General features: G+C 61.2%; 22 protein-coding genes. 14 read left to right on the forward strand and 8 right to left on the reverse strand.

Annotated features, from left to right (window positions below; genetic code table 11):
* Positions 1–65: 65 nt before the first annotated feature.
* Complete coding sequence (locus tag K3728_14505; protein ID UWQ94893.1) at positions 66–1,517, reverse strand: peptidoglycan-binding protein; 1,452 nt, start codon at positions 1,515–1,517, stop codon at positions 66–68.
* A gap of 131 nt (positions 1,518–1,648) precedes the next feature.
* Complete coding sequence (locus K3728_14510) at positions 1,649–2,137, reverse strand: DUF2306 domain-containing protein (GenBank protein UWQ97574.1); 489 nt, start codon at positions 2,135–2,137, stop codon at positions 1,649–1,651.
* A gap of 125 nt (positions 2,138–2,262) precedes the next feature.
* On the opposite strand from K3728_14510, the gene K3728_14515 reads away from it, so the two are divergent.
* The 7 genes from K3728_14515 to K3728_14545 all read left to right on the forward strand — a co-directional run bounded on the left by K3728_14515 (position 2,263) and on the right by K3728_14545 (position 8,386).
* Positions 2,263–3,039 carry a LytTR family transcriptional regulator gene (locus K3728_14515; protein ID UWQ94894.1) on the forward strand — a complete coding sequence of 259 codons (777 nt, stop codon included), beginning with the start codon at positions 2,263–2,265 and terminating at the stop codon, positions 3,037–3,039.
* Positions 3,017–3,703 (forward strand): lipoyl(octanoyl) transferase LipB, encoded by a 687-nt coding sequence (gene lipB, locus K3728_14520; protein ID UWQ94895.1) that lies wholly within the window; start codon positions 3,017–3,019, stop codon positions 3,701–3,703. Before K3728_14515 ends, lipB begins: the two co-directional genes overlap by 23 nt.
* 49 nt (positions 3,704–3,752) lie before the next feature.
* Positions 3,753–4,373: an exopolysaccharide biosynthesis protein gene (locus tag K3728_14525; GenBank protein UWQ94896.1), complete on the forward strand. Its 621-nt coding sequence runs from the start codon at positions 3,753–3,755 to the stop codon at positions 4,371–4,373.
* 224 nt (positions 4,374–4,597) lie between these two features.
* Complete coding sequence (ctaD, locus tag K3728_14530) at positions 4,598–6,262, forward strand: cytochrome c oxidase subunit I (protein ID UWQ94897.1); 1,665 nt, start codon at positions 4,598–4,600, stop codon at positions 6,260–6,262.
* Positions 6,263–6,440: 178 nt separating this feature from the next.
* A complete protein-coding gene (locus tag K3728_14535) occupies positions 6,441–6,947 on the forward strand; it encodes a DUF2244 domain-containing protein (protein UWQ94898.1) in 507 nt (168 codons plus the stop codon).
* A gap of 87 nt (positions 6,948–7,034) precedes the next feature.
* A complete protein-coding gene (locus K3728_14540; protein ID UWQ94899.1) occupies positions 7,035–8,147 on the forward strand; it encodes an AraC family transcriptional regulator in 1,113 nt (370 codons plus the stop codon).
* Positions 8,148–8,224: 77 nt separating this feature from the next.
* Positions 8,225–8,386 (forward strand): hypothetical protein, encoded by a 162-nt coding sequence (locus K3728_14545; protein ID UWQ94900.1) that lies wholly within the window; start codon positions 8,225–8,227, stop codon positions 8,384–8,386.
* 101 nt (positions 8,387–8,487) lie between these two features.
* Here the strand turns inward: K3728_14545 and K3728_14550 are convergent, their stop codons facing one another.
* Positions 8,488–8,946 carry a GatB/YqeY domain-containing protein gene (locus tag K3728_14550; protein UWQ94901.1) on the reverse strand — a complete coding sequence of 153 codons (459 nt, stop codon included), beginning with the start codon at positions 8,944–8,946 and terminating at the stop codon, positions 8,488–8,490.
* A gap of 145 nt (positions 8,947–9,091) precedes the next feature.
* Between K3728_14550 and carA the strand changes: the two genes are divergently transcribed.
* Together carA and K3728_14560 are read left to right on the forward strand one after the other, a co-directional pair.
* Positions 9,092–10,246: a glutamine-hydrolyzing carbamoyl-phosphate synthase small subunit gene (gene carA / locus K3728_14555; protein UWQ94902.1), complete on the forward strand. Its 1,155-nt coding sequence runs from the start codon at positions 9,092–9,094 to the stop codon at positions 10,244–10,246.
* A 108-nt stretch (positions 10,247–10,354) separates the two neighbouring features.
* Positions 10,355–12,382 carry a glycosyltransferase gene (locus K3728_14560; protein ID UWQ94903.1) on the forward strand — a complete coding sequence of 676 codons (2,028 nt, stop codon included), beginning with the start codon at positions 10,355–10,357 and terminating at the stop codon, positions 12,380–12,382.
* On the opposite strand, the gene K3728_14565 is transcribed toward K3728_14560, so the two are convergent.
* A complete protein-coding gene (locus tag K3728_14565) occupies positions 12,321–12,956 on the reverse strand; it encodes a GntR family transcriptional regulator (protein ID UWQ94904.1) in 636 nt (211 codons plus the stop codon). The genes K3728_14560 and K3728_14565 overlap by 62 nt on opposite strands.
* A gap of 99 nt (positions 12,957–13,055) precedes the next feature.
* Here K3728_14565 and K3728_14570 point away from each other — a divergent pair, with 99 nt between their 5' ends.
* Both K3728_14570 and K3728_14575 read left to right on the forward strand, forming a co-directional pair.
* Entirely contained in the window at positions 13,056–13,697 is a 642-nt protein-coding gene (locus K3728_14570) for a pyrimidine 5'-nucleotidase (GenBank protein ID UWQ94905.1), read from the forward strand.
* A 73-nt stretch (positions 13,698–13,770) separates the two neighbouring features.
* Positions 13,771–14,976 carry a UbiH/UbiF family hydroxylase gene (locus K3728_14575; GenBank protein ID UWQ94906.1) on the forward strand — a complete coding sequence of 402 codons (1,206 nt, stop codon included), beginning with the start codon at positions 13,771–13,773 and terminating at the stop codon, positions 14,974–14,976.
* A gap of 60 nt (positions 14,977–15,036) precedes the next feature.
* Here the strand turns inward: K3728_14575 and K3728_14580 are convergent, their stop codons facing one another.
* The 3 genes from K3728_14580 to K3728_14590 form a co-directional block, all read right to left on the reverse strand.
* Positions 15,037–16,167 carry an aminotransferase class V-fold PLP-dependent enzyme gene (locus K3728_14580; protein UWQ94907.1) on the reverse strand — a complete coding sequence of 377 codons (1,131 nt, stop codon included), beginning with the start codon at positions 16,165–16,167 and terminating at the stop codon, positions 15,037–15,039.
* Positions 16,168–16,256: 89 nt separating this feature from the next.
* Positions 16,257–16,712 carry an Lrp/AsnC family transcriptional regulator gene (locus K3728_14585; GenBank protein ID UWQ94908.1) on the reverse strand — a complete coding sequence of 152 codons (456 nt, stop codon included), beginning with the start codon at positions 16,710–16,712 and terminating at the stop codon, positions 16,257–16,259.
* On the reverse strand, positions 16,709–17,164 hold the full coding sequence (locus K3728_14590) for an Lrp/AsnC family transcriptional regulator (protein UWQ94909.1): 456 nt from the start codon (positions 17,162–17,164) through the stop codon (positions 16,709–16,711). Before K3728_14590 ends, K3728_14585 begins: the two co-directional genes overlap by 4 nt.
* Before the next feature lie 132 nt (positions 17,165–17,296).
* On the opposite strand from K3728_14590, the gene ilvC reads away from it, so the two are divergent.
* The 3 genes from ilvC to K3728_14605 all read left to right on the forward strand — a co-directional run bounded on the left by ilvC (position 17,297) and on the right by K3728_14605 (position 19,976).
* A complete protein-coding gene (gene ilvC, locus K3728_14595; GenBank protein ID UWQ94910.1) occupies positions 17,297–18,319 on the forward strand; it encodes a ketol-acid reductoisomerase in 1,023 nt (340 codons plus the stop codon).
* 131 nt (positions 18,320–18,450) lie between these two features.
* On the forward strand, positions 18,451–19,056 hold the full coding sequence (locus tag K3728_14600) for a GNAT family N-acetyltransferase (GenBank protein ID UWQ94911.1): 606 nt from the start codon (positions 18,451–18,453) through the stop codon (positions 19,054–19,056).
* The gene (locus tag K3728_14605) at positions 19,053–19,976 is read left to right on the forward strand and encodes a DMT family transporter (protein UWQ94912.1); all 924 of its coding nucleotides are present in this window, start codon (positions 19,053–19,055) and stop codon (positions 19,974–19,976) included. The genes K3728_14600 and K3728_14605 overlap by 4 nt, the downstream gene beginning before the upstream one ends.
* On the opposite strand, the gene K3728_14610 is transcribed toward K3728_14605, so the two are convergent.
* Entirely contained in the window at positions 19,943–20,434 is a 492-nt protein-coding gene (locus tag K3728_14610) for a CAP domain-containing protein (protein UWQ94913.1), read from the reverse strand. The two genes, K3728_14605 and K3728_14610, sit on opposite strands and share 34 nt — an antisense overlap.
* Positions 20,435–20,462: the final 28 nt, after the last annotated feature.

Consider the following 20,462-nt stretch of genomic DNA (forward strand, 5'->3'; position numbering starts at 1 on the left):
CCGTCCAACGTGAAACGGCGGGCCCGGATGGACCCGCCGCTTCTGGTATCAATCGGGTCGCAGACCTATTGATTGACTTGGAACGTCGGCAGCACGTTCTGCGGCGCAACAACGATCTCGGGCTCTACGCTGACCGGGTTCGGCACTTGAACGGGGGCTACGTTGAACGTCGGCACCTGAATGACGCTGGCGGCGGGAACCGGCACGGGCTGACCGCCCAAAGTCATCGCAACAGCCTGACGGATCAGGGGCAAGCGGCCTGCATCGGTTGGGCTGAACACGGCAGGGGCGCCCGCCTCAACCGCGCTGAGGGACACGTCGAACCATTCCTGAGCGGCCGCATCATTTGCCGCCATGCCAAAACCTTCGCGCAGGTGGTGGCCGATCAGCTCTCCGTAGGCGGGCTCACCAGAGGCGACAAGGATCAGGGCCGATCCCATGGCCATATCCATGTCATCGGCGCCATAGCCGACTCCAAGGCACACACGGGCGGTGCCTGCCAGTTCGGCCTGCGGAATGCCCGTGGTGTAGGCAAACCCTTGCGCCGAGCCCATGGCTTCCAACGGGGTCAGGGTGCTGAGTTGCGCCGTCTGCGCCGCAACGGCGGCGGAGAAGCCTTCACATTGCGCGGTGATGTCGGCGTAGCTGAGGCCGGTGATGGCTTGGGTCAGGTCGTGACCTTGGTTAACCGCGCTGGCACGCGCCGTGCAGAACTGCTCGGACAGGGCGAAGCTGGGATTGGACAGGTTGCCGAGGGTCATCATCCCGCCGTTTGCTTGACCCTGAAGGGCCACGGCATCACACCGCGACGACAGGACGGGCGTGGCCGAGGCATTGGCGAACAGGTTCGGAACCGGGCCACCAGCGGGTGCGGCAACGGTCGTGACCGGGGTATTGGTGCCGGGGGCGGGCACAATCGTGGTGGTTGCGGGGTTCACGATAACGGTGGTGCCACCGGCGACCGGGGGGGCTGTGGTGGTTGCAGGCGTGATGTTACCCGCCAGAACCTGCGCATAGGCCCCTAGCAGAGGTTGACCTTGCAGGCCGGTCTGAGTGGCGCCGCCATTGGTCGCCCATTGGTAGGCGTTGATCAGGTGCAGCGCCTGAGGTTCGGGGAAAGAGCGACCGTTAACGGGGTAGCCTTGGAACGCCTGATAACGCTCGACCGCGCCGCGGGTTGCGGGGCCAACTTGGCCATCAACAAAGCCCGCATCGAAGCCAAAGTAGTTCAGGGCCGTCTGGACCTGACGCCCGGCTTCCGTCGCGGGGATCGCGGGGCGTACAGGGCGCGGACGATGGGGTTGCGCGGGCTGCGAGGGTTGCGCCGTGGGCGGCGTGCCCTGGGGCTGAGGGCGCGGTTGAATTACACGGGTACGAGGTTGCGAGGCTGCGCCAATGGCGACGCCAATCGCGCCCCCCAAAAGCAGGCCACCAATCACGTCACGGGCGTCTTGCGCCTGTGCGGGGGCCGAAGCGATAGGTGTCAGGGCGATGGCAGCGACAAGCGAGGATGTCATTAAATACTTAGCAAACATAAATAAATTCTCCGCAGACAAGAAGGGGCAGTCTCTCTGGCAATGACACTAGCAGACGATCTGCCGATTCTCTTAGGCAGGATTCCCCTACCCCTCCCCTGGCCTTGTCCGCCTTAGCCCGCTGCCGCCGTGCTTACTGCCCCCCAACGGCGGGTCACAAAAATCCAAAGATTGATCGTTACCACCAGCCCTGCCACGGCCCCGATGAACCACAGGCCCATGTCCGGAGTGTCGCCAAACACCACTTGGTTCATCCGCCGCCCCGGCAGGAAGTTGAGCGTTCCGGCCACCAGAAGGCCGTACCAATAGAGGTTACGAAATGCGGCGCGATGCGCCCGAATGCGCCCTGCCACGGCAAAGCGTATCCCGGACCAAAGCGTCCAAAGCGTCAGAACCGACAACAGGTGAATGGGGCTGAACGGGCCGATCAGGGCGTATTCGCGTATCCAGAACGACGACAATGCCACCGCCGCCATGGCCAGTGTCCAGATGTAGCCGGTAACTTTGTGGAGCCGATCCCGCTTGCGGCGCAACACAACGAAGGCGCCCAGGAAAATTGAAACCAACGCGCAAGAGACGTGTATTTGAAGGTAGAGGGGCATGTAGAGAAGCGGGGTCAGGGTCATGGAAAGCTCCGTGGATTGGCATCTGCGTTTCGATTGCGTATCTAAACTCATGCCGGAAGACGCCGAGCCAGCGCGCCTTCGCCAACCGTAGGACAGGCTTCGTGAACGACAGCCCATCGCAATTCGCGCTTCGCCAATGGTGGGCGCAGTTTTCCGCCCCCGCGACGCTGCTGATCCTTTGTGCCGTTGCCGGGTTGCTGGCGATCTTGGGGCCGTTCGAGACCGGCACCTATTTGGCGCTCGCCCCACGTTTCGCCTATTGGTTGGTGATGGCGGCCACGACTTATTCGGTCGGGCTTTTGGTGAACTCGTATCTACAACAGGCCCTGCCCACAGCGTGGCCTTTGCCTCTCAAAGTGGCGATTGCCGGTGTGGCAACGGGGCTGGCGATTACGCCGCTGGTTGTCGCGCTTAACCTTGTGACCTTTGGCATCGTGCCCTCGGGTGCGGAGTTGCCCGGGTTGCTCCTGCAATTCTTCGCCATCGCACTCATCATTTCGGTCATTTTTCATGCCATCGACCGCTCATTACCCCAGCCTGAGCAAGCCTCGGAGGCCCGCCTACCCGCGCTGCTTGACCGACTGCCCTTGGACAAACGCGGCCCGCTGGTCGCGCTTTCGTCCGAGGATCATTATACCCGCATCCGCACGACGCGCGGTGAGGACCTTGTTCTGATCCGCTTGTCGGACGCGATCCGCGAGGCAGAGCCGACCTCAGGCCTGCGGGTTCATCGCTCTCACTGGGTGGCGCTGGCGCAGGTGCAAAGCGCGCGCCGTGACGGGGATCGGGCCGTCTTGCAGGTCACGGGTGGGGGTGACATTCCGGTCAGCCGCACCAATATCGCCGCGATAAAAGATGCGGGCCTTCTGCCCCAATAACGAAAGCGCCCCCATGGTCGAATGGATCACCTCGGACAAGCCCGTGCCCTACCCTCTTGCGGTGGAGCGAATGGAGGCCCGCGCCAACGCCATTGCCCGTGGCGAGGCCGGAGAGGCGATTTGGCTGCTGGAACACCCACCCCTTTATACCGCCGGAACGTCGGCCAATATCGACGACCTGAAAGAGCCTGACAGGTTCCCGGTTTTCGACACCAGACGCGGCGGGCAATACACCTACCACGGCCCCGGCCAGCGCGTGGCCTATGTGATGCTGGACCTCAACACACGGGGCCGAGATGTGCGGGTCTTTGTGGAGAAGCTCGAGGCATGGGTGATCGCGGCACTGGACGAGTTCAACGTCCGTGGCGAAATCCGGCAAGGCCGCGTCGGCGTCTGGGTGGAGCGGCCCGAGAAACCGGCCCTGCCCGATGGCACCCCGCGCGAAGACAAAATCGCCGCTATCGGCGTAAAGATGCGCCGATGGGTCAGCTTTCACGGAATTTCGATCAATGTGGAACCGGACCTGAGCCATTTCGACGGCATCGTGCCCTGCGGCATCCAAGGGCACGGTGTCACCAGCTTGGTGGATCTGGGGCTTCCGGTCACGATCACTGATCTGGATGTGGCTTTGAAGCGGCAGTTTACCCGCGTGTTCCAAGGGTAAAACCACGGGCGGCGGGGAACCCTCTTTGCGGTTCGGGTGTTGCCCTCCCATGACATTGGAAACCAGCAGTAACGTCGCGGGCTCTGACACCAAGCCAAAGCCCGCCCTATCCGACCTTACGGATGACATGGCCCGTGCGGCCAAGCAAAATGACGGCAAGGTCGACAAAATTGTGGATCAAGCGGGGGCCAATGGCTTGTTGCCGATCATGACCTTCATGGGGTTGCTCTTGGTATCGCCGCTGTCGGGTATTCCGCTGTTTTCGACTACCGTTGGTGTAATGATCGCCCTTTGCGCCGTTCAGGCAGCGATGGGAAGGGACAGGCTTTGGCTGCCCGAGTTCTTGCGCCGACAACGGCTGGACCCCAGCCGAATTGAAAAGGCGTTGGACCGCATCCACAGCGCCGCAGAATGGCTGGAGGCCCGCGCCACCTCTCGTATGGAATGGCTCAGCACGCCGCCCGCGCGCACAGCGTTTCTAAGCGTTGCGGCGGCCTATGGTGTCTTCATGCCGATCATGGAGTTGATCCCCTTCACCTCCTCCCTTCTGGGGGCGGCAGTCGTGATGATCGGACTTGGCCTGTTGCTGCGCGATGGGGTGTTATTGCTGATTTCTGTCCTTCCGACGTTGATCGCGGCTGGGGTTATTTTTCGCCTCCTGCTGGGGTAACGGTGCGCTCGGTGGTGGACCCAAGAACGTAAGCTCTGTGCGATATCACCAAGACCTGCGCCAAAATTACCCACCACAAAGATCACATGAACGCGAGATGTCGCGTTGATCCGGGGGCGGTGGCGCACTAAACCCTCTGACAATAGACTCGAATAGCGCCGCCCTCAGGGGCGTTCGCTTCGTGTACCCACACCGCGACCCAAGACGCGAAGCAGGAGACGACCATGGCAGACGCCACCCATACCGGGCACGAGCATCACGACGATCGGGGGTTCTTCACCCGGTGGTTCATGTCGACCAACCACAAAGATATCGGTATCCTTTATCTGTTCACCGCAGGCCTCGTGGGCCTGATTTCGGTGGCTTTCACCGTTTACATGCGGATGGAGCTGATGAACCCCGGCGTCCAGCTGATGTGCCAAGAGGGCGCACGACTGATCGCTGATGCGACGCAGGAATGCTCGCCCAACGGGCAGATGTGGAACGTATTGATTACGGGCCACGGCGTTCTGATGATGTTCTTCGTGGTTATTCCCGCCCTTTTCGGCGGCTTTGGCAACTACTTCATGCCGCTGATGATCGGTGCGCCGGACATGGCGTTCCCGCGTTTGAACAACCTGTCTTACTGGATGTATGTGGCCGGTACCGGCCTTGCGTTCTGCTCTGTCACGATTGATGGCGGCGCGGGTCCGGGTTGGACATTCTATCCGCCAATCTCGGCGCAAGGTGTTGAAACATCCCGTGCCGTGGACTTCGCGATCTTCGCGGTTCACGTCTCGGGTGCCTCGTCGATCCTGGGTTCGATCAACTTCATCACCACGTTCCTGAACATGCGTGCCCCCGGCATGACGCTGCACAAAGTGCCGCTGTTTGCTTGGTCCGTGTTTGTCACCGCTTGGTTGCTTCTTCTGTCCCTGCCTGTTCTGGCCGGCGCAATCACCATGCTTCTGACGGACCGTAACTTCGGCACCACCTTCTTCGATCCCGCCGGTGGCGGTGACCCGATCTTGTTCCAGCACATCTTCTGGTTCTTCGGTCACCCTGAAGTTTACATCGTGATCCTGCCCGCGTTTGGCGTGATCTCTCACATCGTTTCGACCTTCTCCAAGAAGCCTATCTTTGGCTACCTGCCGATGGTCTATGCGCTGGTCGCCATCGGTGGCTTGGGCTTCGTTGTGTGGGCGCACCACATGTACACCGTTGGTATGACACTGACCCAGCAAGCCTACTTCATGGTCGCAACCATGGTGATCGCGGTGCCCACGGGCATCAAGATCTTTTCGTGGATCGCAACCATGTGGATGGGCTCCATCACCTTCAAGGCACCGATGATGTTCGCCTTGGGCTTCATCTTCCTCTTCACCCTTGGCGGCACGACAGGCATCATCCTGTCCCAAGCCGGTGTGGACCGTGCCTATCACGACACCTACTACGTTGTAGCGCACTTCCACTACGTGATGAGCCTTGGTGCCGTATTCGGGATTTTTGCCGCCGTCTACTACTGGATCGGCAAGATGTCGGGTCGCCAATATCCTGAATGGGCAGGTCAGCTGCACTTCTGGGTGTTCTTCATCGGCACCAACCTGACATTCTTCCCTCAGCACTTCCTGGGCCGTCAGGGCATGCCGCGTCGCTACATCGACTATCCTGACGCCTTCGCGCTTTGGAACTACGTGTCATCGATCGGTGCGTTCATCTCCTTCGCGTCGTTCCTCTTCTTCATCGGCATCGTGTTCTACACGCTTCGCGCCGGTAAGAAGGTGGTTGAGCCCGCCTACTGGGGTGAGCACGCGGACACGCTGGAGTGGACTCTGCCCAACCCACCCCCAGAGCACACGTTCGAGACGCTGCCCACGCGCGACATGTGGGACAGACAGCCAGACCACTGAGCGCAAACATGCTTACCAAGCCAATTTATCAGCGGCGTCCCGGATCGGGGCGCCGTTTTTCGTTCCGGCGCTCCCTCTCGCCTTGCGCATGGCGGATAGCCTGTTGCTGCGGCGCTCCGTCCCTTGTGACGCCTTGCATGCGGCTTATCCTTCTACGCATGCGAACCTGAGATGCCCCATGCCGATCACCCAAGCTGACCCCAACACCGCCGCCCCCCGCGACCAAACCCCGCCGCATCTCGCGTTGCGCCTCACGCCTTACAAGTCCCTCACGCCCGAGGGTTTCGTCTGGTTCATCGCCGTGACCGCGACGCTTATCTCCATGCCGCTACTGGCGATTATCGGCACGTCGGTGTTTTGGGCGCTGCTGCCTTTCGTGGTCTTGGCGCTCTGGGCGGTATGGACAGCCCTCAAACGGTCATGGCGGGATATGGACCTGTATGAAGACTTGATGATCTGGGACGACCTGATCCGCGTGGAACGGCATGAGCGTAAACGCCCCCCACGCGAATGGGAGGCGAACCCATATTGGGTCCGCGTGCAGATCCATCCCAAAAGCGGCCCCGTACCGGATTACCTGACCCTGAAAGGCGGCCCGAGGGAGATCGAGCTTGGCGCGTTTTTGACTCCCGCAGAACGGGTCACCTTGAAAGAACAATTGGAAAGAACCCTCGCCGATTTATGAAATCGCCCCGATTTTTCAGTTTCGGTGTGCATGATGATCCGGCCCGCGCCTAAGTAGAGGCTCGGATTGCTTGAAGAGGTGGCGCTGATGCTTTTGCTCGATATCATCCTGCGCGGGTCCAGCATTGGGTTGATGGGCTTGCTGGCAGCCCTGCTTTGGCGCGCGCCGATCGGGTGGGAGGGGCGGCTTTCCGTCGTTGCCGTCGCTCTCGCGCAATCGGCGCATCTGCTGCTGACCGCCGCGATGCCGTTAGAGATGTCGGTGCCCCTGACTGCCACCCTCACCGTGTTCTCCAGCCTCACCCCCAGCGCCGTCACATGGCTGATCGTGACCATCTTCCTCGACCCGCCGGGCAAGCGCTGGCCTTGGCTTTTGGCCTCTGTGTTCGTGTCCCTTCACTACTACCTCTTCCAAACCGCGCCAGTGCTTGTCGCCAACATCCCCTGCGGCACCAGCGCGGTGATCTTGTTCGCGGCCTTGTTCGGGCTGGCGCTTCTGTCGTCGCGGGATGATCTGGTGGACTGCCGCTGCCAGGCCCGTCCGGGGTTCGCCGCGGCGATTGCGGGGCTTGGGATCGTGTTGACCGCCACTGAATCCTTCAACTGGCCCGGTCACGACAGCCCTTTGATGGCGTTGCTGGCGTCGGGCGGCACCTGCGCCATCGTCATCAGCTTCGCTGTCTGGATTTTGCGCCCCGACACCGCCCTTTGGCCCGGCGCATCTTCTGAAACCTCCCACACAGCCGCCACTGCCCCGGCACCAGCCGTCGATGGATTGCTGATTGAGCGCACCAAGGCCGCCATGGCCGCAGGTATTTGGCAGGAGGAAGGTCTGACCATCGGCACATTGGCCGCGCGTCTGAGCGTGCCCGAGCATCGCCTGCGCAAAGCGATTAACGCGGGCCTTGGGTATCGGAACTTTTCCAGCTTCATCAATCAGGCCCGGATTGCCGCCGCCAAGGCACAGCTGTCCGATCCGGAAAAAGCCCATAAGACGGTTCTGGAAATCGCCTATGGCGTGGGGTTCGCCTCTCTCGGGCCGTTCAACCGGGCGTTTCGCGATGCGACGGGGCAAAGCCCGACCGAGTACCGCAAAGCGATGCTATCGGCCGCCTTGGCCCACGGACCGGTTGAGGCACGAAGCGGAAGCAACCGCGCCGATTCTGAAAACCACGCGCCAATTTCCGCAAAACTGAACTGATTTCCAAAACCAGAGCGCCCGAGGTCAAACCTCGCCCCATCTTCCTTTCATCGTTTCACGAATGACAGGAAAGCCCCATGCGCCGTCTCACCATCGCCCTTATGTTCCCCCTTACCCTTGCTGCACCGGCTCTGGCGCAAGAGGTCACATTTCCAACCCTCACAATGCCCGAGCCCGGCACCTTCTGCGGCCCCCTGCAATTGTGCACGCCTTTGGTGACGCAGGATGTTCAACAGTAGCGGAGATGCAATAAGGGCTGGCGAAGCCAGCCCCCTGCCGCGAAGCGGCCACCGCACGCGCGTTAGCGCGTGCCCCTGCCCCGGCAGGGGCAGCGTCTGACTCAGCTCAAACGGTCTTTGACCAATGGCCCAACCGCGCCAAAGTCCATCCGTCCGGCGTATTTGCCTTTTAAAGCGCCCATCACCCGGCCCATGTCGCGGATGCTATCGGCCCCCGCCTCGGCAATCGCGGCGTCCACAGCTTTGGCGACTTCTGCCTCCGATAGCTGACGGGGCAAATACTCCTCGATCACAGCGATTTCGGCCTGCTCCTGCTCGGCCAGTTCCAGCCGCCCGCCCTCTTCATAGACACGGGCGCTTTCTTGGCGCTGCTTGACCATCTTGGCCATGATCGCCAGCACCTCATCCTCGCCCACGCCATCGGCGTTGCCTTTGGCGCGTGCCGCAATGTCTTGATCTTTCACGGCGGCGTTAATCAGACGCAGCGTCGATAGACGCACCGTGTCCTTTTCGCGCATCGCGTTCTTGATTCCGTCAGTGATCTTGTTGCGCAAGCCCATGGTCGCATCCCAGATATGAAAATAATGAGCGCGATAGGTATGCGATCCGTAGCAATACAACAAGGCGCACCTTGACCGCGCGTCGGTGCGCCCATACACCACCAAAAGTTTGCCCCGCCCCCTGCCACATACCGGAGCCCTCCCCATGTCCGATCACCCCACCGCCTGCCTTGTTCTTGCCGACGGCACCATCTTTTACGGAAAGGGCTTCGGCGCCACGGGCATCCGCGTGGCCGAGCTGTGCTTCAACACCGCCATGACCGGCTACCAAGAGATCATGACCGACCCCTCCTACGCGGGCCAGATCGTGACGTTTACCTTCCCCCACATCGGCAACACCGGCACCACATCCGAGGATGATGAAACAGCTGATCCCGTCGCCGAGGGGATCGTAGTGAAATGGGACGTGACCGAGCCTTCCAACTGGCGGGCGCAGGCTCATCTGGTCGAGTGGATGACGCGCACCGGCCGGGTTGGCATGGGCGGCGTGGACACGCGGCGCCTGACCCGTGAAATCCGTCAACAAGGTGCCCCCCACGTGGCCCTTGCCCATGACCCGGAAGGCAACTTCGACATTGAGGCGATGGTGGCTGCCGCGCGCGGCTTTGCCGGGTTGGAAGGGGTCGATCTGGCCAAAGACGTGACCTGCGCCCAAAGCTACCGTTGGGACGAGATGCGGTGGGCCTGGCCCGAAGGCTATACCAAACGCGAAGGGGAGGCCCCCAAGGTCGTGGCTCTGGATTACGGCGCGAAACGCAACATCCTGCGCTGCCTTGCCAGCGCCGGGATGGATGTGACCGTCATGCCCGCCACCGCAACGGCGGAAGAGGTTTTGGCCCAATCCCCCGATGGTGTCTTCTTGTCCAACGGCCCCGGCGATCCGGCGGCCACGGGCGAATATGCCGTGCCGATGATTAAGAGCGTGCTAGAGGCGGACATCCCCGTCTTTGGCATCTGCCTTGGTCACCAGATGCTGGCGCTGGCCCTTGGGGCGCGGACCGTGAAGATGAACCACGGCCACCACGGCGCGAACCATCCGGTGAAGGATTTGACGACTGGCAAGGTCGAGATCACCTCGATGAACCACGGCTTCACCGTGGATAGCCAAACGCTGCCTGCGGGCGTCTCGGAAACCCATGTCAGCCTCTTTGACGGGTCCAACTGCGGCATCGCCGTGGACGGCAAACCGATCTTCTCGGTGCAGCACCACCCCGAGGCCAGCCCCGGCCCGCAAGACAGCTTCTACCTGTTCGAGCGCTTCGCAGAGGCCGTGAACGCACGCGCGAAAGCCCCGGCGTAGGCCTTGGCGGGCCTCGCTTTCGGGGCCCGTTTACCTTTTCTTAACCGATTTTGCAGAACAATCGACGCACGGACCTCGTCCGCTCGCCGAAAGGACTGTACCAAGGTTATGGATGGAGACGCGCCCGATGCCCTGCGGCACGACACGCTCGATGTCGCAGAAGATTTCGCTCCGGCGCATCAGATCGCCTGCGCAATTCCCCAGAAGGCACCTGCAAAACGCCTCCGCGACGAGCCCGCACTTTTGCGGGCGCTGTTGTTGGAACGTGGGCTTACGGGCCCGGACCAAATCCTCCGGGCGGAAGCGGCGATGCGGGGGACGTCCTTGTCGCTTGGCCAAGTTCTGACGCTTCAAGGTGCCATCAGCGAGGCAGAGCTTCTGTCTATGCTATCGCAAATTTACGATGTGGGGATCGCTGACCTTGCCGGCGATCGCCCCGACTCAACCCTTGCCTCGAAACTGCCCGCGGACGTCGCAATCGCGTCCGAGGTTGTGGTCTGGAAACAAGCGGGCTCGGCGTTGGTTGTCGCCACGACAAGGCCGGACCGGGTGTACAGTCTGTGCACGCATCTGCCAAACGTCCCACGCATCATTCCCGTCTTGGCCCCGCGCGCCCAAATCGCGGAGGCTCAGCGCGCCATCTATGGCGCGGAACTGGCCCGCATCGCAGAAGGGCGCGCACCGGAAAAGCACTCCTGCCGCTCGTGGCGCGGGGACGCTTTGGGACGCTATATCCTTTTGGTAGCGGTCCTTGGCCTCATCGTGTTTCTGCTGGCTCCGCTGGCCCTGTCCGAAGCCGTATTTGGCCTCGCCATCATTGTGTTCATCGCCAATTGCGTTTTGAAATTCTCGGCCTTAGCGCAGTCCTTGCGCAGCGATGCACGAGCCCCCCCAACCCCCTCGAACGAGGCGCGGTTACTGCATTTGCCGACCGTCAGCATCTTTGTCCCCTTGTTCAATGAACCCGAAGTGGCCGGGGCGCTCGTAGAACGACTGCGAAGGATCGACTACCCGCGCGAGCGTCTCGATATCATTCTGGCAGTGGAAGAAGACGACCCCCTGACCCTAAAGGCCTTGCGCAAGGGCAGTTTACCGCCGTGGATGCGGGCGGTGATCGTCCCCCGTGGCAGCCCACAAACCAAGCCGCGCGCGTTGAACTACGTCCTCAACTACGCACGTGGCGATATTGTCGGCATTTATGACGCCGAGGATCGACCAGAGCCCGACCAAATCCACCGCGTCGTGCAGCATTTTGCAGAAGCCTCCGCCAAAGTCGCTTGCCTGCAAGGGCGGTTGGATTACTACAACGCCCGTCACAATTGGCTAAGCCGTCTGTTCACCGTTGAATATGCCGCTTGGTTCCGGGTGCTTTTGCCCGGCGTCCAAAAGATGGGCCTTGTGGTGCCCCTTGGCGGGACCACGGTTTTCCTGCGTCGCAATGTGCTTGAGGCCGTCGGCGCGTGGGACGCCCACAACGTGACCGAGGATGCGGAGCTTGGGCTGCGTTTGGCACGCTCGGGCTATACGACCGAAATTGTTGAGACGACGACGTTTGAAGAAGCAAACGCTGCCGTCCTGCCTTGGGTCAAACAACGCTCTCGGTGGCTGAAGGGCTATTTGATGACCTATGGGGCCGCGATGCGCCGGCCCGCAACGCTCTGGCGGGATCTTGGCCCATGGCGATTTGTCTGGCTTCAGATCCAGTTCGTGGGGGCGGTTCTTGGCTTTCTGACCGCGCCGCTATTGTGGAGCTTCATGGTGAAGCCATTCGGCATCTGGCACCCGTTGGATGCGGTGCTGTCGCCCTTTGCCTACGGGGTACTGGCGACGATCATGTTGGTGGGGCTGTTCGGCTCTGTCGCTATTTCGATCTACGCCTGCCGCGCCAAACACTTGCGCCACCTACGCCCGATCACGCCTTTGGTAGAGCCCTACTACCTGTTTGGCACCATCGCCGCTTGGATCGGCTTGTTTGAGCTGATGGGGAAGCCGTTCTTCTGGGCCAAGACCACCCATGGGAATTTCGGAGCCTCGCATCCAGACGCGGACGAAGGGGGCCTTTTGGCAGAGGTGACTAGCTCCGCTGCGCCTCTTCCCGCAGGCGGACCTGGAACGCGGTCGATAGATGCGCCTTGAGCGCATTGGCCGCGCGGTCTCCGTCACGGGCTGAAATCGCATCAACGATGGCCGCGTGTTCTTCCAATGCCACCGCCCCACGCCCCTCTGCCGCCAGAGAGGTCCGCGCCATCAAAGCCATGGAGCGGTACACGAGGTCCAATTGCTGCACCAGATAACGGTTGTGCGAGGCAAGGTGGATCTGGTGATGAAAGCGCCGGTTCGCGCGGGCCAGTGTTTCCGGGTCGCCCACAAGGGCCCTGTCTTGTTCCACCATATCATAGAGCACGGCGATTTCCTCTGTCGCCGCATGTTGCGCGGCGAGCCTTGCGGCCAAGCCCTCTAGCTCTTGGCGGACGGCATAGAGTTCGGCCATTTGGGCGTGATCCAGGGATGCCACGATCAACGAGCGGCCATCACGGGTCAGCAGAGACTGGGTTTCAAGCCGTTGCAATGCCTCACGGATCGGCGTGCGGCTGACGCCGAACCTGTCGGCCAGCTCACTTTCCACCAGACGCGAGCCGGGGCGGTACACGCCGCCATCAATCGCCTCCAGGATCATTGCATAGGCGTCTTTCTGCCCCACGTCACTCATCGCGAAATCGTCCCCTTATCAAGGACGTGGACGCTAAGCGCCGCTCCGCCCCCTGTCCAGTGGCTTGCGCAAGCGCACAGGGGCGCGTAGGCCATTGGCATGGCACAATTAACCGACATCGACACATGGGTCTTTGACCTCGACAACACGCTTTATCCGCCGGATATGGCACTGTTTCCGCAAGTAAACGCCAAGATGGCGGCTTACGTGTGCAGGGTGCTTGGGGTGACGCTGGCTGAGGCGAACATCCTGCGGCGAGAGTATTACCTGACCCATGGCACGACCCTTGCCGGGTTGATGCTGAACCACGACATCGATCCCGAGCCTTATCTGCTGGATGTCCACGACATTGATTTTTCGGTGCTGTCGCCTGATCCGGCCCTTGCCGCCGCGATCAAAGCCTTGCCGGGGCGCAAGATTATCTACACCAACGGCACCGCCCCCTACGCCGAGGCCGTCACCCACGCCCGCGGGTTGGAGGGGTTGTTTGACGCGATTTACGGCGTGGAACATGCCGATTATCACCCCAAGCCCTCGGCCAAAGCCTTCGAGACGGTCTTCGGGAAAGAGGCACTGCCCCACACAAAGGCCGCGATGTTCGAGGACGAAGCCCGCAATCTGCGCGTGCCCCATAGCCTTGGGCTGACCACAATTCACGTGGCCCCGGAGCCGGAAGAGCAGGATTTCATCCACCACAGCACGGCGGACCTAGGGCAGTTCCTACAGGCGTTGCAGCGCTAGCCGCTTCGCGCATTTCCCTGTCCGAGACACAACGCCGCTTTTCCCCATAGGCAGCAGCGCCTACATCTTGGCCATGAGTGACGTACAAGACATTGATGTTTTCATCTCCGGTGGCGGTGTCGCGGGCCTTGCGGCGACTGTGGCCTTTGCCCAAGCGGGTTTTAGGACGATTTGTGCGGACCCGGCCCCCCCGGTGGTCACAAGGGAGGATGCGGGCGCGGACCTGCGCACAACGGCATTCCTGCAGCCCGCTCAGGCGTTTCTGGAGAAGATTGGGCTGTGGTCTCGCTTCGCTCCCCTTGCAACGCCCTTGCAGGTGATGCGTATCGTGGATGCCGGTGGGGACCTGGCCGAGGCGCGGGCGAGCCATGATTTTTGTGCGGCTGATATCTCGGAACTGCCGTTTGGATGGAACCTGCCAAACTGGGTGTTGCGGCGCGAAATGGTCGCCCATATCGCCACCCTTCCCCACGCCCGGTTCCTGCCCGGAACCGGCACCGCTTCTGTCTTGACCAGAGAGACAGAGGCACGGGTGACGTTGAGCGACGGCATGCGCCTGCGGGCCAAACTGATCGTCGCGGCCGATGGCCGCTCCTCTCCGGTGCGCGAAGCGGCGGGGATCGGGGTGAGCACAACGCGCTACGGGCAAAAGGCGCTGGCCTTTGCGGTGACCCATGATGCGCCACACGAGAATGTATCGACCGAAGTCCATCGCAGCGGCGGGCCGTTCACGTTGGTGCCGCTACCGGATCATGAGGGAATGCCCTGTTCGGCGGTGGTCTGGATGGAACGCGGGCCCGAGGTCGTGCGGTTGGCGGGATTGTCCGAGGCCGCATTTGAAGAAGAGATGACGGTACGGTCGGCAGGTTTGTACGGGCCGTTGAAACTGGCATCACGGCGCAGCGTTTGGCCGATCATCAGCCAGATCGCCGATCAGATGGCCGCAGAGCGCATCGCCTTGGTGGCTGAGGCGGCCCATGTGGTGCCACCGATTGGGGCACAGGGGCTCAACATGAGCCTGGGGGATATCGCGTCGTTGTTGAACATTGCGGAGGCAGGTCGCGATGATCCGGGCCGGGCGGAAGGGTTAGCCAGGTATGCCCGTGCCCGTCAGGCCGAGGTCCGGGCCCGAGTGAGCGGGATTGACGCCTTGAACCGAGCCTCGATGGCCGATGCGAAAGGCCTGCGAGACATGAGATTGCAGGCCTTGAATGGGTTGTATGCGGTGGCCCCCGTCCGGCGCATATTGATGCGGGCAGGACTTGGGGCCAGCGGCTGATTTTTCGATATTTATGAAAAGATGAAGCAGGGCGTTGTGCCCTGCTTCTGGCGTTTTGGGCTACGGAAAGACCTGGTCCAACGCGGTTTGCAGGCGGGCGAGTGCTGCATCGACGTCGTAGAGTTTATCGAGGCCGAAGAGACCGAGGCGGAAGGTCATGAAGTCTGAAGGCTCATCCACCGCGAGGGGAACGCCCGCCGCAATCTGCATTCCGAGGGCGGCGAACTTGGCGCCGGATTTGATCTCAGGGTCGTTGGTGTAGCTGACGACAACGCCGGGGGCGCCGAAGCCGTCGGCTGCGACGGGAAGGATGCCTTTGCCTTTGAGCATCGCGCGGGCGCCGTTGCCAAGCGCCCATTGGGCGTCTTTGAGCTTATCGAAACCGTAGTCGCGGGTTTCCAGCATCGTGTCACGGAACGCACGGAGGGCATCGGTGGGCATGGTCGCAAGATAGGCGTGGCCGCCGTTTTCATAGGCCAGCATGATGTTATGCCAAGCCTTGAGGTCGCCCGCAAAAGAGTTCGACGTGGTTTCCTGCATCCGGGCGACGGCGCGTTCGGACATCATCACAAGGCCCGCGCAGGGTTGCGAGGACCAGCCTTTTTGCGGCGCAGAGAGCAGGACATCGACGCCGGAGGCTTTCATATCGACCCAAGCGCAGCCCGACGCGATGCAGTCCAGCACCATCAGCGCGCCGACCTCATGGGCGGCCGCGGCGAGGGCTTTGATATAATCATCGGGCAAGATCACCCCGGCGGAGGTTTCCACGTGGGGGGCAAAGACGATACCGGGTTTGGTTTCGCGGATTTTAGCGGTGACTTCCTCGATCGGGGCGGGCGCAAAGGGGGATTGGGCGTCGTTGCCTGTGGGGCGCGCCTTCATCACCGTGACGTTGCCTGCAAAGCCGCCGGCATCGAGGATTTGCGACCAGCGGAAGGAGAACCAGCCGTTGCGCACCACGAGGACATCCTCGTTCTGGGCGAACTGACGGGCCACGGCCTCCATCCCGAAAGAGCCGCCGCCGGGCACAAGGGCCACCGCGTCGGCATTGTAGACGTCTTTCAGCATCGACGAGATGTCGGTCATTACTGTCTGGAAGCTGGCGGACATGTGGTTAAGGGAACGGTCGGTGAAGACGACCGAATATTCCAGCAGGCCATCGGGGTCGATTGTGTCGAGCAGGGCGTTCATGGTGTGATCCTCCGTTTGGCGCATGGATAGGGTGCCGGGGGCGGAGGGACAAGGGTTGGAGGGGCCGAGACTTTAGAGGGGCCGCGGGATCAAAGCGGTCCGGGGCGCTGTTCTTCGGAGAGCAGCACGTTGGCCTCTACATTGCCGACGGAAGGCAGCGTCATGATGCGGCGGCGCAAAACGCGTTCGAAATCAGCCAGATCACGTGCCACAACGCGCAGGCGGTAATCATAAAGGCCAAGGACATGCTCTACCGTTTGCACTTCGGGGATCGCGGTGATGGCGCGTTCAAAATCCTCCAGACTGACACGGGATTTGGTGGCCAGTTTCACCCCTAAAAATACCGTCACCCCAAAGCCGATGGCGGCTGCATCAAGGTCCAACCTGCGCCCCGAAATCACCCCGCTTTCGGTCAACCGTTTGATCCGGCGCCACGCGGCGGGCTGGCTAAGGTCCACACGGCGGCCCACCTCGGACGCCTTCAGGGTCGCGTCTTGGGACAACAGGCGAAGGATCGCCAGGTCGGTGTCATCAAGGTCAATCATAGGGGATAGCTCATGGAGTGCTTCAGGGAGGCGACCTGCATCAGCGCTTCAATATCAGCCATATGGGGCAGCGTCAGGATGCTGTCACGATAGAGCTGCTGATAGGCGGGAAGGTCGCGGGCAATGATCTTGAGGCGAGCATCGACGCGGCCCAGGAAGGTTTGGATCTCGATCACCTCGGGCACCTCGCGGGCGCTGGCAAGGAATTCGTCGAAGGCGCGAGGGTTTGTTTTGTCGAGGGTGATGCGCAAAGAGACCTCAACCTCAAAACCAAGGGCGCGCCAGTCGATCACGGCGCGTTGGCCGCGCAGAATGCCCGTGGTTTGCAGCTTTTCCAGCCGTTTATAGGCGCTGGCCAAAGGAATGCGGGCGGCCTCGGCCAGATCTCCGACTGATTGCGCGGGGTCAGCTTGCAAATGGCGCAGGAGGCGGCGGTCGATGTCGTCGAGCATGAAACTTTACCAAAGGGACATAATAACGAATGATATTCCCCACAATTAGCAAAAACCATCCAATTTGAATAGCGCTTTCCGACAGAAACCCCGCCATGTTCACCGCAAATTACGCATCAAAGGAGAGAGACCATGCGCGTTTACTATGATCGCGATTGCGACGTTAACCTGATCAAAGACATGAAAGTCGCCATTCTTGGCTATGGCTCCCAAGGTCACGCCCACGCGCTGAACCTGCGCGACTCTGGCGCGAAGAACGTTGTTGTGGCGCTGCGCGAAGGCTCTGCCTCCAAGGCGAAGGCCGAGGGTGAAGGCCTGACGGTTATGGAGATTTCGGAAGCGGCTGCTTGGGCCGACCTGATCATGTTTACAATGCCAGATGAACTTCAGGCCGAAACCTACAAGAAATACGTTAAGGACAACATCCGTGACGGCGCGGCGATTGCCTTCGCCCACGGCCTGAACGTTCATTTCGGTCTGATCGAAGCGTCTGACAAGGTTGACGTTATCATGATGGCGCCCAAAGGCCCCGGCCACACAGTGCGCGGCGAATACACCAAAGGCGGCGGCGTGCCGTGCCTTGTTGCCGTTCACAACGACGCTTCCGGCAAAGCGCTGGAAATCGGCCTGTCCTATTGCTCGGCCATCGGTGGCGGTCGCTCCGGCATCATCGAAACGAACTTCCGCGAAGAATGCGAAACCGACCTGTTCGGCGAGCAGGCGGTTCTGTGCGGCGGCATCGTGGAGCTGATCCGTATGGGCTTCGAGACGCTGGTGGAAGCCGGTTACGAGCCCGAGATGGCCTACTTCGAGTGCCTGCACGAGACCAAGCTGATCGTGGACCTGATCTATGAAGGCGGCATTGCCAACATGGATTACTCCATCTCCAACACCGCCGAATATGGCCAGTACGTTTCCGGCCCCCGCATCCTGCCCTACGACGAGACCAAAGCCCGCATGAAGGGCGTTCTGTCCGACATCCAGTCCGGCAAGTTCGTCCGTGACTTCATGCTGGAAAATGCTGTGGGTCAGCCAACGATCAAAGCATCGCGTCGCTCCAACGACGAGCATCAGATCGAGGTTGTCGGCGGCAAACTGCGCGACATGATGCCTTGGATCTCGGCCGGCAAGATGGTCGACAAAGCGAAGAACTAAGCGTTTTTTGGAATGCACCGGGAAAGGCAGGCCTTCGGGTCTGCCTTTTTCGTTGGACTGTTCACGCGGGGGGGCGGTCGCGGCACCCGAGGGGAGTTGACGCCCCTTCAATGGCGGGCGAAGTCATGGGGATGAAGGTTTCCATTCGCCCTGCCCTGACGACAGACCGCCCCGTGATCGAGGCGGCAAGCCGCCAGACATGGGAAGAGCACCGTAGCCGCCAGCCCCACGCTTTCGCGGAGAACGGTTGGGATATGCTGCTGAAACGCGATCACGTTAACGCGTTTCTCTCTGGCGAGGGGAAGCCGGTCGGCGAAAGTGGCAATTTGTTCGTCGCGGACGCCGACGGCACCATTGTGGGCTACGTTCTGCTGAGCTGGCACCTGAGAGGCGACGCCCCAAACGCGCCGAATGGTTCGATCATAGATATTTGGGTCGATCCCGAATGGCGCAAAAAGGGCGTAGGCCAGAACCTTGTGTCCTACGCCAAAGAGATGGCGGACGCGGCGGATTGGGACAATCTTTATGCGCAGGTATGGACCGGCGCGCCGTCGAGTGATTTGTTTGAAGCGGCTGGTTTTTCCCCAGCGCACGTCACATGGCGATACGGCCCTGATCGGCCCGCTGCATTGATCGAACCGCGGACAAAAAAGAAAAAACCCACGAATGAAGCATGGAAATGGCCCGTCGCGATTATCGTGATTGGGCTCTTAATCACGATTGTGACCCAAGCATGAGCACGCCTTCCCTTGCCAAACCCGGCATCACGAACTGGCTGCTTGTCATCGCCCTCGGCATCGTTTGGGGCACCGCATTTATGGGCACGACACTGGCACTGGAGGGGATCAGCCTGTGGTGGGTCGCAGCCGGACGGGTGGCCCTTGCGGCGGTGATCTTGCTGCCGCTCTGCGCCATGATGGGCCAAGGCGTGCATAAGATCGGCGGCGTACGAGCGTGGATCTTTGCAACGATCATTGGGATATTCACCCTCGCGCTGCCGTTAACCTTGTTGGCATGGGGTCTGAACTACGTGCCCTCTGCTTTCGCGGGAGTGGCGATGGGAGCCGTCCCGTTGATTGTCTTGCCTTTGGTGGCGATCTTCTCACCCGAAGAAGGCATTGGGCCGCGCCGGGTTATTGGCGTGTGCCTTGGCTTTGTGGGGCTTTTGCTGTTGATGGGCCCCGGCGCCTTTGGCGAGGGCACGATGGGTGGGCGCCTTGCCTGTTTGGGCACGGCCGCGTGCTATGCCGTTGGCTCTGTGATGACACGGCGCGCGCCAAAGATGCCACCAATCGCTTTCGCCGCGGCGGCGTTAACCTTGGGCGCGTTGGTCTTGGTGCCTTTGGCATGGATCATCGACGGCCCGCCCCAGATCAGCCAAACCTCCGCCGCCTGGGCCCTGCTTTATACCGCTGCGTTTCCCACCGGTCTGGCGGCGATCCTACGAGTGCAGGTCATCACCTCGGCCGGATCACTATTCATGTCGTTCACCAGCTACATGGTCCCGGTCTGGGCTGTGCTGTTCGGCGTCACCTTGATGGGAGAGGCCCTGCCCCCGCAACTATTCTGGGCACTCGGCCTTATTTTGCTGGGGATCGGCATCAGCCAATCGCGTGCTTTGCTTCAGCAGCTTCGGCCCAAAACCAACACCCAATAACCGTTCGTTTGTGCGAAGCCGAATTGTGTGGCCTGGGCGGCCACCATGTTCCGGCGATGCCCTGGCGACGCCATGAAGTCCTGGAAAACCTGCGCTGTGCTCGTCTGCCCTTGAGCGATGTTTTCAGCGTAGAAACAGGCCCTATAGCCTGCCGAACGGATACGAGCTGCGACGTTGGAGCCGTTCGATCCGGTATGGGAAAAGTTCCCTGTCCGGCTCATGTCATCGGCATGGGCCTGCGCCGCCGCTTGCAGTTGTGCGGAATGGCCCAATGGCCGCCCCAAACCGTTCTGCGCACGCAGCGCTGATAGCCGGGCACCGGCAGCGGCGATATCTATGCTTTCACCGAAGCTAAGGCGCTGAACACCCGCGGTCTGGACGGTCGTGGTTTGGGTCGGCGTACAGGCCGAAAGGACAAGAGAGAGCGACACCAAAGCGGTCGCGATACGGATCTTCATTTTGTGATCCCTTATATGTTTGCTCGAT

The sequence above is a fragment of the Rhodobacteraceae bacterium M385 genome (assembly GCA_025141835.1).
In the GTDB taxonomy this organism is placed as follows: Bacteria; Pseudomonadota; Alphaproteobacteria; order Rhodobacterales; family Rhodobacteraceae; genus Gymnodinialimonas.